The sequence below is a fragment of the Bacillus sp. VA13 genome (assembly GCF_055710085.1).
In genome coordinates this window covers 1,443,482-1,458,408 of sequence record NZ_JBVQPP010000001.1, presented here as the reverse complement: position 1 = coordinate 1,458,408, position 14,927 = coordinate 1,443,482, and the positions used below count along the sequence as shown (strand labels likewise).

At 45.2% G+C, this 14,927-nt stretch carries 13 protein-coding genes and 1 other annotated feature (1 of these 14 cut by a window edge); of the genes, 10 read left to right on the top strand and 3 right to left on the bottom strand.

Annotation, left to right across the window (positions count from 1 at the left end):
• The first annotated feature begins 106 nt into the window (after nt 1-106).
• The 9 genes from AC0C66_RS07540 (at nt 107) to motS (ending at nt 10,308) form a co-directional block, all read left to right on the top strand.
• Nucleotides 107-3,166, top strand: coding sequence for a DNA translocase FtsK (locus tag AC0C66_RS07540; protein WP_461845655.1), 3,060 nt, complete (start codon nt 107-109; stop codon nt 3,164-3,166).
• A gap of 249 nt (nt 3,167-3,415) precedes the next feature.
• Complete coding sequence (gene murC / locus AC0C66_RS07535) at nt 3,416-4,714, top strand: UDP-N-acetylmuramate--L-alanine ligase (RefSeq protein WP_014114799.1); 1,299 nt, start codon at nt 3,416-3,418, stop codon at nt 4,712-4,714.
• A 161-nt stretch (nt 4,715-4,875) separates the two neighbouring features.
• A complete protein-coding gene (locus AC0C66_RS07530; RefSeq protein WP_014114798.1) occupies nt 4,876-5,298 on the top strand; it encodes a DUF948 domain-containing protein in 423 nt (140 codons plus the stop codon).
• Between the two features lie 30 nt (nt 5,299-5,328).
• A complete protein-coding gene (locus AC0C66_RS07525; RefSeq protein WP_014114797.1) occupies nt 5,329-5,784 on the top strand; it encodes a YtxH domain-containing protein in 456 nt (151 codons plus the stop codon).
• A gap of 23 nt (nt 5,785-5,807) precedes the next feature.
• On the top strand, nt 5,808-6,134 hold the full coding sequence (gene ytxJ, locus AC0C66_RS07520) for a bacillithiol system redox-active protein YtxJ (protein ID WP_014114796.1): 327 nt from the start codon (nt 5,808-5,810) through the stop codon (nt 6,132-6,134).
• Between the two features lie 235 nt (nt 6,135-6,369).
• Nucleotides 6,370-7,446: a bifunctional 3-deoxy-7-phosphoheptulonate synthase/chorismate mutase gene (locus tag AC0C66_RS07515; RefSeq protein ID WP_072182008.1), complete on the top strand. Its 1,077-nt coding sequence runs from the start codon at nt 6,370-6,372 to the stop codon at nt 7,444-7,446.
• A 275-nt stretch (nt 7,447-7,721) separates the two neighbouring features.
• Nucleotides 7,722-8,726, top strand: coding sequence for a catabolite control protein A (gene ccpA, locus AC0C66_RS07510; protein WP_041521041.1), 1,005 nt, complete (start codon nt 7,722-7,724; stop codon nt 8,724-8,726).
• A gap of 63 nt (nt 8,727-8,789) precedes the next feature.
• Entirely contained in the window at nt 8,790-9,608 is an 819-nt protein-coding gene (gene motP, locus AC0C66_RS07505) for a flagellar motor protein MotP (RefSeq protein ID WP_072182024.1), read from the top strand.
• Nucleotides 9,598-10,308 (top strand): flagellar motor protein MotS, encoded by a 711-nt coding sequence (motS, locus tag AC0C66_RS07500; protein ID WP_014114793.1) that lies wholly within the window; start codon nt 9,598-9,600, stop codon nt 10,306-10,308. The genes motP and motS overlap by 11 nt, the downstream gene beginning before the upstream one ends.
• A gap of 28 nt (nt 10,309-10,336) precedes the next feature.
• Here the strand turns inward: motS and AC0C66_RS07495 are convergent, their stop codons facing one another.
• Genes AC0C66_RS07495 through acuA form a run of 3 tightly spaced genes read right to left on the bottom strand, consistent with a single transcriptional unit; the run spans nt 10,337 to nt 12,803 of the window.
• Nucleotides 10,337-11,503: an acetoin utilization protein AcuC gene (locus tag AC0C66_RS07495; protein WP_041521040.1), complete on the bottom strand. Its 1,167-nt coding sequence runs from the start codon at nt 11,501-11,503 to the stop codon at nt 10,337-10,339.
• The gene (locus tag AC0C66_RS07490) at nt 11,500-12,144 is read right to left on the bottom strand and encodes an acetoin utilization AcuB family protein (protein ID WP_072182010.1); all 645 of its coding nucleotides are present in this window, start codon (nt 12,142-12,144) and stop codon (nt 11,500-11,502) included. The genes AC0C66_RS07495 and AC0C66_RS07490 overlap by 4 nt, the downstream gene beginning before the upstream one ends.
• A 26-nt stretch (nt 12,145-12,170) precedes the next feature.
• Nucleotides 12,171-12,803 (bottom strand): acetoin utilization protein acetyltransferase AcuA, encoded by a 633-nt coding sequence (gene acuA, locus AC0C66_RS07485; protein ID WP_014114790.1) that lies wholly within the window; start codon nt 12,801-12,803, stop codon nt 12,171-12,173.
• A gap of 159 nt (nt 12,804-12,962) precedes the next feature.
• Between acuA and acsA the strand changes: the two genes are divergently transcribed.
• The gene (acsA, locus tag AC0C66_RS07480) at nt 12,963-14,681 is read left to right on the top strand and encodes an acetate--CoA ligase (protein ID WP_461845654.1); all 1,719 of its coding nucleotides are present in this window, start codon (nt 12,963-12,965) and stop codon (nt 14,679-14,681) included.
• Nucleotides 14,682-14,735: 54 nt separating this feature from the next.
• Nucleotides 14,736-14,927: a binding site (T-box leader), on the top strand; it runs 45 nt beyond the window's last position.

The following is a 14,927-nucleotide window of genomic DNA, read 5'->3' as shown; positions in this document are numbered from 1 at the left end:
TGGTTTAGCGGCTTTATTTTGCTGAAAGCTTAATCTTTTCTGGGCCGACCAGCAATGGTATACTAAAAACCGTCCCAGAAAACTATAAGGGAGTTAGAGATAAATTATGAGTTGGCTTCATAAATTTTTTGATTTGTTTTTAGGCGAGAGCGAAGAGAATGCTGAACGGGAGAAAAAACCTGCTCAAATTCCGCAGCAACAAGAAGTACATCATCCTGAAGGACAATTAAAAAGATTGGAAGATCCTAAAATATATTATGAATATCCAAAAGGCAAGTTCCGTTTTCCAATCGTGCCTGACGGATACAAAAATCAAGACTTGAGAAGGCGCCGTGCACCATCGGACGAACCGAAATCCGCACCTCGTCCAAGCGCCGCATCATACAGAGAACGTCCCAAAGATGAAACAGAGCAGCATACATATCAAACATCAGAGCCGGCGAAGAAACCGTTTAAACCGACAAATATCCCTTCGCCTGTATATGGATTCAATCAAAAACCATCCGTCAAAAAGGATGTGCCGAAACAGCCTTCTGAAACATTGAAGGCACCGGACAAATCTGTAAAAGAGAAAGTAACACTGCTGTCCGAAGAGATTGAACGTGAACGCAGCTATCCTGCTCCAGACAGACCGGTACAGCACGTGAAAGAACGACCCTTTCCGGATAGCCAATTCGAAGAACAACCTTCTGGCGTATTAAACAGAACGACTGCAGGGCGTGAAGAAGCGCTGGCGCAGCGCCCAGCCGAAGGGCGGTCAGACAAGAGAGTGCCTTCTGCTGCAGACAAGCAGCCAGAAAAAGACGCTCCTTTCTTCCCTGCGGGACAACATGAAGAGCAAACAGCACCTAAGATACTGACAGATACGGTGGCTGAGCCACAAGAAGGCCTTACAGGCAGCGAAGTAAGCCGTGAAGACATCAAGTCTGCAACAGCTGAGATTCAAGAAGAACAAAGGGAACAACAGCCAGAGAAATTGGAAGAGCCTGTGTTCCGCGGTGAACAACATGAAGAGCAAACAGCACCTGAGACACTGGCAGATACGTTGGCTGAGCCACAAGAAGACCTTACAGGCAGTGAAGTAAGCCGTGAAGACATCAAGTCTGCAATGGCTGAGATTCAAGAAGAACAAAGGGAACAACAGCCAGAGGAATTGGAAGAACCTGTGTTCCGCGCTGAACAAGATGAAGAGCAAACAGTACCTCAGTCTCTGACAGAGGCAGTATCTGAGGCTGAAGTATCAGAAGAGCCGTCAGACAGCTCAGTAAACAATCATCACGAAATCGCGGCAGAAGCTGCTGAGACCCCATCTGTTCAAGAAGAGCAAAGGGAAATTCAACAGGAAGAGCCTTCCTTATTTACTGATCATGAGCATTCAGCATGTGAGGCTCTGACTCAAGCAGAAACTGATGCCAAAGAATTAGAAGCGCCATCAGACAGCATAATAAATAATCAGTACGATATCCCGGGAGAAGCTGAGAACACGAAGATAGATGTTCAGCCAGACAGCCAGACAGAATCGGTGCAGAATGACAGCCTGGAGCAGGGTTCCAGACCGTTTGCTGCAGCCTATCAAAACCGGCAGGAAATCCATGCGAACGAACCACATGCAGCTATAGAGGAGCCGCAAAAAAGGCCTGTCATGCAGGAGAAACGGACTGAACGAAGCGCATCTCCTCAAAAAGGGCCGTCCGTTCCTTTTAATGTCATGATGCTGAAAAGAGATACGCATAAACAGCAAAAAGCAGAGGAGCGCCGCGGCAGTTATGTGTTTCCGAATGTTGCACTGCTTGATGTCCCGCCAGCACAAGTTCAGGACGATACTGCGTGGATCGAAGAACAGCGTCAGCTTCTTGATTTGACCCTGAAAAATTTCAATGTCCGCGCCAATGTGGTCCATGTGACCCAGGGGCCGTCTGTCACAAGATTTGAAGTGCATCCTGAACCAGGCGTAAAGGTAAATAAAATCACCAACTTATCTGATGATATTAAACTCAGCCTGTCCGCAAGAGATATTCGGATTGAAGCGCCGATTCCGGGGAAAAACACGATCGGAATTGAAGTGCCAAACCGCTCGAGCAAGGTGGTTGATTTGCGCCAGATGATTCGCAGCGCAGCCTTCAGGACAAGCAAGTCACCGCTCACGGCTGCGCTGGGATTGGATATCTCAGGGAACCCTGTCGTCATCGACTTAAAGAAAATGCCGCATGGTTTGATTGCGGGCGCCACGGGCTCGGGAAAAAGCGTTTGCATCAATACAATATTAGTCAGCCTGCTGTATAAAGCCGATCCGAGTGAGGTAAAGGTGCTGCTGATTGATCCGAAAATGGTAGAGCTGGCCCCTTACAACAAAATTCCTCATCTCGTCAGCCCGGTCATTACTGACGCCAAAGCGGCTACGGCTGCGTTAAAGTGGGTCGTTGAGGAAATGGAGCGGCGCTATGAGCTGTTTGCCCATTCAGGTGTTCGCGACATTGACCGCTTTAATCAATTAACCGCTGATCATCACACGGGCGAAAAGCTGCCGTATTTAGTTGTGGTTATTGATGAGCTTGCTGATTTGATGATGGTGGCTCCAAATGATGTGGAAGAGAGCATTGCGCGGATCGCCCAAAAAGCCAGAGCGTGCGGAATTCATCTGCTTGTCGCAACCCAGCGGCCGTCAGTCGATGTCATTACCGGCCTGATTAAGGCGAATATCCCAACGAGAATCGCATTTTCTGTCTCAAGCCAGGTTGATTCCCGAACGATCATTGACATCGCCGGTGCAGAAAAGCTTCTCGGAAAAGGGGATATGCTCTTTTTGGAAAACGGCTCGGGAAAACCTGTCCGCCTTCAAGGGAACTTTGTATCGGACCGCGAAATCGACCGCGTTGTTTCCCACGTCAGAAAACAAATGCCGCCAACCTATTTATTTGAACAAGAAGAGCTTGTAAGACAAGGATCAGCCTTGAAAGAAGAGGATGAACTGTTTAACGAAGCGTGTGAGTTTGTTGTTGAGCAAAACAGCGCGAGCACTTCAAGTCTGCAAAGAAGATTCAGAATTGGATACAATCGCGCGGCAAGGCTGATCGATATGATGGAAGCAGAAGGCATGATCTCTGAGGCAAAAGGAAGCAAGCCTCGAGAGGTGCTGATCACAGCAAGTGATTTAATAAACGAATAATAAAGGTTCATTTTCACACCAAACATGGTATGATAGTGTTTAGAGCATTTAACAGCTATGCCGCTTTACAGCAGATGCGCATAGACAATTCCTGATATCTAGGTTTAATCGGAAAGAAATAACCGGATACTAAATATAACAAAACATATAAAATACGCCGCAAAAGGGGGCTTTTCAGCCGCCGCGGTCGCAAATTGAAATGAGCGTCATATACTGGGGAACAGATAGACGTTTGTTGGAGGTACAATTATGACTGTTTATCATTTTGTTGGAATAAAAGGGACCGGTATGAGTCCGCTTGCCCAAATACTTCATGATAATGGATATACTGTCCAAGGATCGGATATCGAAAAATTTATTTTTACGCAAACAGCGCTTGAAAAAAGAAATATTACGATTCTTCCTTTTAGCGCGGATAATATCAAACCCGGCATGACAGTCATCGCCGGAAACGCATTCCCAGACACGCATCCTGAAATTGAAAAAGCCATGTCTGACGGAATTCCGGTGATACGTTATCATAAGTTTTTAGGCGACTACATGAAAAAATTCACTAGTGTTGCCGTTACGGGCGCACACGGCAAAACGTCGACTACGGGTCTGCTGGCTCATGTGATCCAAAACGCAAAACCGACCTCTTTCTTAATTGGGGACGGAACAGGCCAGGGAAATGAAAACAGCGAATACTTTGTGTTTGAAGCGTGCGAATATCGCCGCCATTTCTTAAGCTATCAGCCAGACTACGCGATCATGACAAATATTGATTTTGATCATCCTGATTACTTCTCAAGCATTGACGATGTGTTTGACGCTTTCCAAGAGATGGCTCTGCAAGTCAACAAAGGAATTATTGCCTGCGGAGACGATGAGCATCTGCCGAAAATCCATGCGAACGTACCTGTTGTATATTACGGCACGGGGGAAGAAAATGATTTTCAAGCCAGAAACATCGTTAAAAGCACGGAAGGGACAACTTTCGATGTATTTGTACGCAATACATTCTATGATACGTTTTATATTCCTGCGTACGGCAACCACAATGTATTAAACTCATTGGCGGTCATTGCGTTATGCCATTATGAAGAAATTGATTCCAGCATCATTAAGCATGCCCTCAAATCATTCGGCGGCGTCAAACGCAGATTCAATGAGAAGCAGCTCGGGGATCAAGTGCTGATAGATGACTACGCTCATCACCCGACAGAAATAAAAGTGACGATTGAGGCGGCAAGACAGAAATACCCTGATCGTGAAATCGTCGCGGTATTTCAGCCTCATACATTTACGCGGACGCAGCAATTCCTTGACGATTTCGCAGAAAGCCTGAGCGGGGCTGACTGTGTGTATCTATGTGATATTTTCGGCTCAGCCCGGGAGAATGCAGGAAAGCTGACAATCGGCGACCTGCAGGGAAAAATTCATAATGCTAAGCTGATTGAAGAAGATGACACATCTGTTTTAAAAGCTCATGAAAAAGCCGTTCTCATCTTTATGGGAGCAGGAGATATCCAAAAATATATGAGAGCCTACGAAAACGTCATGGCATAATAAAAAGCAGTGATCTCACTGCTTTTTATTTATCTGATGGAAAAGCTTGTTAAAGGATTTTCTTACATAATGGAGAATAATATGTATACAGCCCAGTACACATGTTTATGATTTAAGAAAACGGGTAAACAGCAGTATATCCTGCAGCAAGGAGGTTTGAGATGATTATTATTCTTTATTTAAGCGTTGCACTCATCGCAGTCGCATTTCTGGTGTTAGTGATCTACTTGTCTAAAACATTGAAGTCACTGCAGCTGACACTAAAACACGTCGCATCCACTCTCGAAGGGCTGGAGGGACAAATGAAAGGCATCACAACTGAAACAGCCGAGCTGTTACATAAGACCAACCGCCTGGCTGAAGATATTCAGGAAAAATCAGAAAAGCTGAACACGGTCGTTCATGCTGTTCAAGGGGTTGGAACTTCTGTACAGCAGTTCAATACATCCATGAAACAGGCGGCAGGGTCTGTATCGGCATCAGTAAGAGAAAATCAAGACAAGATCAATCAAGTTGTCACATGGAGCCAAGCAGCAATGGAAATTTGGGAGAAATGGAAACTAAGAAAAAAATCAACTCTCTAAGAGAAAAAAAAACTATGAGGAGGAATAATGATGAGCAAAGATGGAATTAATAGTAAAGATTTTTTAATCGGAACTTTAATCGGGGGAATCATCGGTGCCACTACCGCTCTTTTTCTAGCGCCTAAATCAGGCAAAGAACTTCGCGACGATCTCGGCAGCCAAGCTGTTGCTTTACGAGATAAAACTGACAAAATGACGGCAGATGCAAAGGAAAAAGGCACGCAATATGTCAGTATCGCAAAAGACAAAACATCCAACATCACACAGCTTGTAGCAGATCAGTCAGGACAGATCATGAACAAGGTGAAGGATTTAAGAGATCGTTCCAAATCTGCAAAAACAGATTCATCAACTGATATGCAAGAGATGAGAGAAGAAGCGATGCAGGCGGCCGATGAAACAAAAGATCAAGTCCTCCAAACGAAAGAGGATGTAAAAGACGAACTGAAAGATGCACAAAAACAGGCTGAGCATATCAATCGCTAAGCAGGGAAGGAAGAGCTTGAGTCATGGCAAAACAGCTTATTCAATCTGAGGAAGAATTTAAACGGATTGCAGAACAGGAAGGCACTTTCGTCTTCTTTAAACACAGCATCACATGCCCGATCAGCCAGGCAGCATTTCATGAGTTTGATGCCTTTGCAAATCAGCATGAGGATGTGCCGGCTTATTATCTGCAAGTACAAGAAGCCCGGCCGCTGTCAAATTTCATCGCAGAAACATACAGCGTAAAGCACGAAAGCCCTCAGGTTTTCGTCATCCAAAACGGTGAAGTGAAATGGCATACCTCACATTCACAAATTACAGAAGCGGCCATTGAGCAGCATTTATCATAGAAAAAAGCGTCCAGATACATTCTGGCGCTTTTTTTTTGAAAAAACCCTTGAACATTGCCCTCACATCATGTAGGATAACTTCATAGATTACTTTATCACTTAAAAGCGTTTGGGTAATAAAGTAGAGTTTTTATAAAATTTTTTGTATTTCAGTATTTCCATTTGGAATTACTTATAGTAAGATGCATGATAACTACAAAATAAAAAATGAATGTGCAGGGAAAGGATGAAAAAAATGAGCAACACAGAGTTAGAGCTTTTAAGGCAGAAAGCAGACGAATTAAACCTACAAATTTTAAAATTAATCAACGAACGCGGAAATGTTGTAAAAGAGATCGGTAAAGCGAAGGAAGCACAGGGTGTTAACCGATTTGATCCTGTCAGAGAACGCACAATGTTAAACAATATCATTGAAAACAATGACGGGCCGTTCGAAAATTCTACCATCCAGCACATTTTTAAAGAGATATTCAAAGCCGGTTTAGAGCTTCAGGAAGAAGATCACAGCAAAGCGCTGCTTGTCTCCCGTAAGAAAAAACCTGAAGATACAATTGTAGATATCAAAGGTGAAAAAATCGGGGACGGCCAGCAAAGATTCATTGTCGGCCCATGTGCGGTAGAGAGCTACGAGCAGGTGGCTGAAGTGGCTGCAGCTGCGAAAAAACAAGGAATTAAAATTTTGCGCGGAGGAGCCTTTAAGCCTCGTACGAGCCCATACGATTTCCAAGGGCTTGGTGTTGAAGGCCTTCAAATCTTAAAACGTGTAGCGGAAGAATTTGACCTGGCAGTGATCAGTGAAATCGTAACTCCGGCTCATATCGAAGAAGCGCTGGACTACATTGATGTCATTCAAATCGGAGCGCGCAATATGCAAAACTTCGAGTTGCTGAAAGCGGCCGGCGCAGTGAAAAAGCCAGTGCTTCTGAAGCGCGGACTTGCTGCAACGATCTCTGAATTCATCAATGCTGCTGAATACATCATGTCACAAGGAAATGACCAAATTATCCTTTGTGAGCGCGGTATCAGAACATACGAAACAGCAACAAGAAATACACTGGATATTTCTGCCGTGCCGATTTTGAAACAAGAAACGCATTTGCCTGTCTTTGTTGATGTTACGCATTCAACTGGCCGCCGCGACCTCTTGCTTCCGACAGCTAAAGCTGCTTTAGCGATCGGTGCAGACGGCGTAATGGCTGAGGTTCACCCTGATCCGTCAGTCGCACTATCTGACTCTGCTCAGCAAATGGCGATTCCTGAATTCGAAAAATGGCTGAATGAACTGAAACCTATGGTAAAAGTCAACGTTTAATTGAATAATCCAAAAGGCCGCGTCTGCGGCCTTTTTTTATGCTTTCTCGTTTAATTAGTTATAAAATCCAAGTATACGTTTTCATCATCTATAAAAACGTGTATAATTTCATGAGAAGTATTTAAATTTGATGAATAATGAAAAATAATGTACACTACTGACTTACGCTTACAAAACATAAACGACATAATTTCGGACATTATGACATTTCTCTACATAAAGTGTTTATGCTATAGATAAGGATAAGTGTATCCAGTAAAAGGAGTGGTTTTAGGATGAGCAATATTACGATCTACGACGTAGCGAGAGAAGCTAATGTAAGCATGGCAACCGTTTCCCGTGTCGTGAACGGCAACCCGAATGTAAAACCGACAACGCGGAAAAAAGTCTTGGAAGCCATTGACCGTCTCGGCTACCGTCCAAACGCGGTGGCAAGAGGGCTGGCAAGCAAAAAAACAACAACTGTAGGTGTCATCATTCCTGATATCTCAAGCATTTTCTATTCAGAGCTTGCGCGCGGGATTGAAGATATCGCGACAATGTATAAATACAACATTATTTTGAGCAACTCTGACCAAAACATGGAGAAAGAGCTGCACCTGTTAAACACAATGCTCGGCAAACAAGTGGACGGCATCGTGTTTATGGGCGGAAACATTACGGACGAGCATGTTGCGGAATTTAAGCGTTCCCCAGTGCCGATTGTACTTGCCGCTTCTGTAGAAGAGCAGGAGGAAACACCGTCAGTCGCCATCGATTACGAACAGGCGATTTATGATGCAGTGAAGTTATTGGTTGATAAAGGGCATACAGATATCGCATTCGTATCCGGTCCTATGACAGAACCGATCAACCGTTCAAAAAAACTGCAAGGCTACAAACGTGCGCTTGAAGACGCGAACCTGCCGTTTAATGAACAATTTGTCGCTGAAGGGGATTACACATATGATTCCGGACTTGAAGCGCTGCAGCATCTGATGAGCCTTGACAAAAAACCGACAGCTATTCTTTCTGCAACTGATGAAATGGCACTCGGCATTATCCATGCGGCTCAGGATCAAGGCCTATCCATTCCTGAGGACCTAGAGATTATCGGCTTTGACAATACGAGATTAAGCCTCATGGTTCGTCCGCAGCTTTCAACGGTTGTTCAGCCGACATACGATATTGGTGCCGTTGCGATGAGACTGCTGACGAAGCTCATGAATAAAGAGCCGGTTGAAGAGCATATCGTCGAACTGCCGCACCGTATAGAGCTAAGAAAGTCAACCAAGTCATAAGAAAAACAAGAGAGCAAGCTTCACCTCTAAGGTGAATTCTTGCTTTTTTCATGGGGAGAAATGATGAAACGTTTTGATTATCTTACACCTGTTGGTTTTGTGTTAGGGACGATTATTATTGTTATCGGGATTATCTCGGGATCGGGAGTAAGCGGTTTCCGCTCTTTTCTTGATCTGACCTCTTTCTTCATCGTAACAGGGGGACTATGCGCCGCTGTTTTTATCAGTTTTCCGCCGAGAGAGCTGAAAAAAGCGCCCTCTGTGTTAAAGCAGGCATTTATCCGCCAGGAAGACAATGTGAAAGATCTTGTGAAAACCTTTGTCTCTCTTTCCGATCACGCGCGTAAACACGGGCTTTTATCATTGGATGATCAGGCTCGGGAAATCAAAGATCCGTTCTTGAAAAAAGGGCTGCTTTTAGCGATTGACGGCTGGGATGAAGAAACGATTCGGCTCGTCATGGATTCAGAAATCGCAGCAATGGAGGAACGGCACCGCAAAGGACGGCGTGTTTTTGAAAAAGCGGGGGAATTCGCTCCGGCATGGGGAATGATCGGAACACTCGTCGGGCTCGTGTTGATGCTCAAAAACTTAAATGATCCACATATGCTTGGACCGAATATGGCCATTGCGCTTCTGACGACCTTATACGGTTCATTACTGGCAAACATGGTCTTCAACCCGATTGCTGCTAAGCTCGAAGAAAAAACAGAAAGTGAAATCTTCATCAAGCAGGTAATGGTGGAAGGTATTATCGGAATCCAATCCGGAAAAAACCCGCGCAATCTCGAAAGCCAGCTTGTCGTTTTCAGCTCCCGGGAAGAATGGCAGAAGCAGCCAAATCAAGTAAAAACAAAAAAGGGATCTGTACATGAAGCTTAGAAGAGAACGTTTTGAAAGAAGGAATGGAAGCGGGAAAAACAGCCATTCTTCATCAAACTGGATGGTCACCTTTTCAGATTTGATCACTTTGATCCTTGTGTTCTTTATTTTACTTTTTTCCATGTCCCAAATCGATCTGCAAAAATTTAAAGCTGCAGTTGATTCGATCCAAAAGGAAGGCGGCGGGCTCCAGCCTGGCCAAACGTCCATAGAAAAAAAGGGTACCTCGCCAGCCGATGCGAAGAAGCAAGAGGATCAGCAGGATCAGCTTCTCAAGAAAGTAAATACATATATAAAAGACAATCATTTGAAGACCCAAATGACAGCCAAACGGGATGAACGCGGTGTCGTGCTCGTTCTGCAGGAGGCTGTGCTGTTTGATTCAGGTGAGGCAAAGGTGCTGAAAAATGCTGAAACACTTCTTCACCAAATTGCTGTTCTTCTTCAAACCATTCCAAATGACATTCAGGTGGAGGGCCATACAGACAGCCGAAACATTTCGACATACCGATACCCGTCTAACTGGGAGCTGTCGGCAGCGCGGGCGAGCGGAGTTATTCAATATTTCACATCAAAAGAAAAACTTCCCTCCAAGCGCTTTATCGCTGTCGGTTATGCAGATACAAAGCCTGTAAAGGATAACAAGACAAACGAACACATGAAGGAAAACCGGCGTGTGGAAATCGTCATCAAAAAATAAAAAACGACCTCTTTGTAAAGGTCGTTTTTTATTTTGTTCTTTGCTGCTGCTCAGATCGTATCGCATATAATGCTTTGCTGACGGTTTGTGCATTTTTTTCTGTAATTTCTGGCTTGCGGGGAATCGGAGGATATAAATCGGCTGGATCTCTCCAGGTGGACGGAAGGGTGACGGGGCATTGTTTTTGCCATTTAGCGATCCATTCCGGCGGGATATCGTCTCCCGGATCAATTCCCTTCATCTCAAGCCATATCCTGGCCCAGGCACGGGGCACAACACGCCAAATATCATAGCCGCCGCCTCCCACTGCAATCCATCTTCCTTCGCAATACTGGTGCGCTAAAGTGTGTGCAAGCCGGGGAATTTCTTCGTATATGTTGATTGTTGCAGATAAATGCGTCAGCGGGTCATAGTAATGGGCATCGGCGCCGTTTTGGCTGATAATGACATCCGGATGGAAATAAGCGGCTACTTCGGAAGCCGCTGTCTGGTAAGCCTCAAGAAAAGAATCATCCTCTGTAAAAGCGTCAAGCGGGATATTAAAGGAATAGCCATATCCTTTTCCGCTGCCTTTTTCCTGAATCTGGCCGGTTCCGGGGAATAAATACCTTCCTGTCTCATGAATGGACAGCGTGCATACGTCAGGGTTATCGTAAAACGTAAATTGCACACCGTCTCCATGGTGGGCGTCCGTATCAATATATAGCACCCTGGCTCTGTATTTTTTCTGGATATATTGAATCGCCACAGCGCTGTCGTTGTATATGCAAAACCCTGAAGCTCTTCCCCGAAAGCCGTGATGTAGGCCTCCTCCAAGGTTGGCGGCATGCAGGGCTTGTCCTGACATCACCCAGTCTGCGGCCGTTAAGGTGCCGCCGACTAAGAGTGATGCCGCTTCGTGCATGCCGGCAAAGACAGGTGTATCTTCTGTGCCGAGCCCGTAGCTTTCTCCTTCTTCAGCGGGAAGCTTTCCCGCGCCCGCAAGCTTGACCGCCTGAATGTAATCGTCCGTATGGACAAGAGCGAGCTCCTCTTCTTCCGCGAGTCTGGGACTGATAATGTCTCCATCATCAAAGGCATTGATCATTTTGAGCAAATCGTATGTTAACAGAACCCGCTGCTGATTAAATGGATGTTCTTGATGAAACATATAGGTTTGATACGATGGAGAATAGATAAATACACTGTCTCTCATAGCAGATCCCTTTGCTCTGACGGCCATATGACGTGGTGCCCATTTCTTTGTAATGCCTGCAAAAACGGCAGCGGATTCATCGTTTTTACACGGAAGACAAGCACTTTTACACCGGGATCATCATGCGGATAAACAAGCACGCTTAATATTTTCACTTGGAGGTCTTGGCAAAGACTGCTGATCTCCGCGAGGCTTTTGGTGATGTCGTTTACTTTTATTTCGATTTGCGATCCCGGCTGGTCAGCTCCTGTCAATTTGACAAACGTCCGCAGCAAATCGGTTTTTGTCAAAATGCCTACTAATTTTTGATGCTGCACCACTGGGAGACAGCCGATTCCATGCTCGTAGAACACAACAGATATTTCTTCGACAAAATCTAACGGGTGGGCGCAGACGATATCTTTTTTCATAATTGAATCTACGCTTCGTGTGAGAAATCGGCTCCGTTTGCTTTCTTCAAAAATACTCGGGCTGGCCTGTTTCATGTCTCTGTCTGTAATCATGCCGATCACATGGCGGTCTTCGTCTACAACAGGCAGATGCCTGATATGGAACTCCTTCAGTTTGCATATTGCTGTTTCAAGCGTATCCATCTTCGTTAATGTAATGACATCCCTTTTCATGATTTGCTCAACAATCATTATTTTTTCCCCTTTGTCAGTGTCAGTTAATACATATAACGATGATAAAAACGGAGCCTGTCAAATTGTTCAATTGATTCTTGGCTGACGTTTTTTCCGATGCGGGCCATCAGACAGTTTGCAGGGTGGGAGCTGATCTCCGGCTCATCCGTTGCAAACCAGACCAATCCGCCTGCATTCATCATCTTTTCCATAATCTTTCTGTATTCCCACACATCTTTTTTCATCCCTTTTAAATCCCAATGCCAGTAATATTCCGTCGTCATCACGATATAGTTTTCCATTTGTTCATCCATCATGCTGACGGTCAGAAGCGTCTTTCCGACAGAACATCCCCGATAGGCCGGCGCAACCTCGATGGCACCGAGCTCAAGCAAATCCTCCATATTTCCTTCAGACCATCTTTCGAGCGGGTCAGGATATAAATACGTCACATAGCCGACAATGGTTCGGCCATCTCTGGCAATAATAATGCGTCCTTCGGGAAGGCCTGCAATATCGACTAGTGCTTCATGCTGCTCACGGGGCGGGCGAAATGCGGTTAAATCGTTATGAAACTCGTAACCTGCTAAATCCTCTGGAGAGACAGGCCCTTCTATCAGTAAGGAGCCGGTTGCTGTTTTGATGTTTGCTGAATGGTATGTTTTATGATGTTCCACTGATCCACCGTCCCATCAATTCTTATAAAAATACATGCCTTCTTTAAGAATAACAAATTATAAAGCGTTTTCAACATGGTTTATATTTTAAAAATTGAGAAGAATATGAATATATACTATAATAAATGTGACAACTTCAGCAAAGGGGGATGTTTGGGCATGAATTTGAAAGCGTTACCAGCAGTGGAAGGGGATTATCATTTAAAAAATTATGAAGAAACGTACCGGCATTTTGATTGGGCCGAGGCAGAGAAACATTTCTCCTGGCATGAGACAGGGAAACTAAATGCTGCGTATGAAGCGATTGACCGTCATGCCGAATCGTTTCGAAAAAACAAAGTAGCGCTTTATTATAAAGACGCAAACCGGGATGAAAAATACACATTTAAAGAAATGAAGGAAGAATCAAACAGAGCCGGGAATGTGCTGAAACGGTATGGAGATGTGGAAAAAGGGGACCGCGTTTTTATCTTTATGCCGAGATCACCCGAGCTTTATTTTATTATGCTTGGCGCTATCAAAATTGGCGCCATCGCCGGGCCGCTGTTCGAAGCATTTATGGAGGGAGCGGTGAAGGACCGGCTTGAAAACAGCGAGGCGAAGGTTGTTGTCACAACGCCTGAGCTGCTGGAAAGAATACCGGCTGAACAACTGCCTCACTTACAGCATATATTCGTAGTCGGCGGAGAGGCTGAGAGCGGCACAAACATCATCAATTATGATGAAGCGGCAAAACAGGAGAGCACAAGATTGGATATCGAATGGATGGACAAAAAAGACGGCTATCTGCTCCACTATACATCTGGGTCCACTGGAACGCCAAAGGGTGTGCTTCATGTCCATGAAGCGATGATTCAGCAATATCAGACAGGAAAGTGGGTCCTTGATTTAAAGGAAGAAGACATTTACTGGTGCACAGCTGATCCGGGCTGGGTGACAGGTACGGTATACGGCATTTTTGCACCGTGGCTGAATGGAGCGACAAATGTCATCGTTGGCGGCCGTTTCAGCCCGGAAAGCTGGTATGGAACGATTGAGCAGCTTGGCGTCAACGTCTGGTACAGCGCGCCGACCGCGTTTCGAATGCTGATGGGAGCGGGAGATGAGATGGCTGCAAAATATGATTTAACATCACTCCGGCATGTGCTTAGTGTCGGTGAACCGTTAAATCCGGAAGTCATCAGATGGGGACACAAAGTCTTTAACAAGCGAATCCATGATACATGGTGGATGACAGAAACGGGCAGTCAGCTCATCTGCAACTATCCTTGCATGGATATCAAACCAGGCTCAATGGGTAAGCCGATTCCCGGTGTGGAGGCAGCAATCGTTGACAATCAGGGCAACGAGCTTCCTCCGTACCGAATGGGCAATCTCGCCATTAAAAAGGGCTGGCCTTCCATGATGCATACCATTTGGAATAACCCTGAAAAGTACGAATCGTATTTCATGCCGGGCGGCTGGTATGTGTCTGGTGATTCTGCTTATATGGATGATGAAGGGTATTTCTGGTTCCAAGGCAGAGTTGATGACGTCATAATGACCTCCGGTGAGCGCGTCGGCCCATTTGAAGTGGAAAGCAAGCTTGTCGAACATCCGGCCATTGCAGAAGCAGGCGTGATCGGAAAGCCCGATCCGGTGCGGGGAGAAATCATTAAAGCTTTTATCGCACTCAGAGAAGGGTTTGAGCCGTCCGATAAACTGAAAGAAGAGATCCGCCTATTTGTGAAACAGGGTCTTGCAGCCCATGCGGCTCCGCGTGAAATTGAATTTAAAGATAAGCTTCCGAAAACCCGGAGCGGAAAGATCATGAGACGCGTGCTGAAGGCGTGGGAGCTCAATCTGCCGGCTGGAGATCTATCAACGATGGAGGATTAAAAGGCGACGTTGACACGGGATTTTATTTATGTTAAAAATGATATAGCTTCATATGAAAAGGTAAAGATTGAGACAAGTAGAATATCCTTACGTTCCAGAGAGCTGATGGCCGGTGAAAATCAGCACAGACGGATATCTCGAATACACTCATGAACCGCTTTTGCAAACAAAGCCGGCCAGGCTTTCAGTAGTGAAAGAACGGACCTGATCCGTTATCAGGCAAAGTGATAAGACGAATGTTTGCAT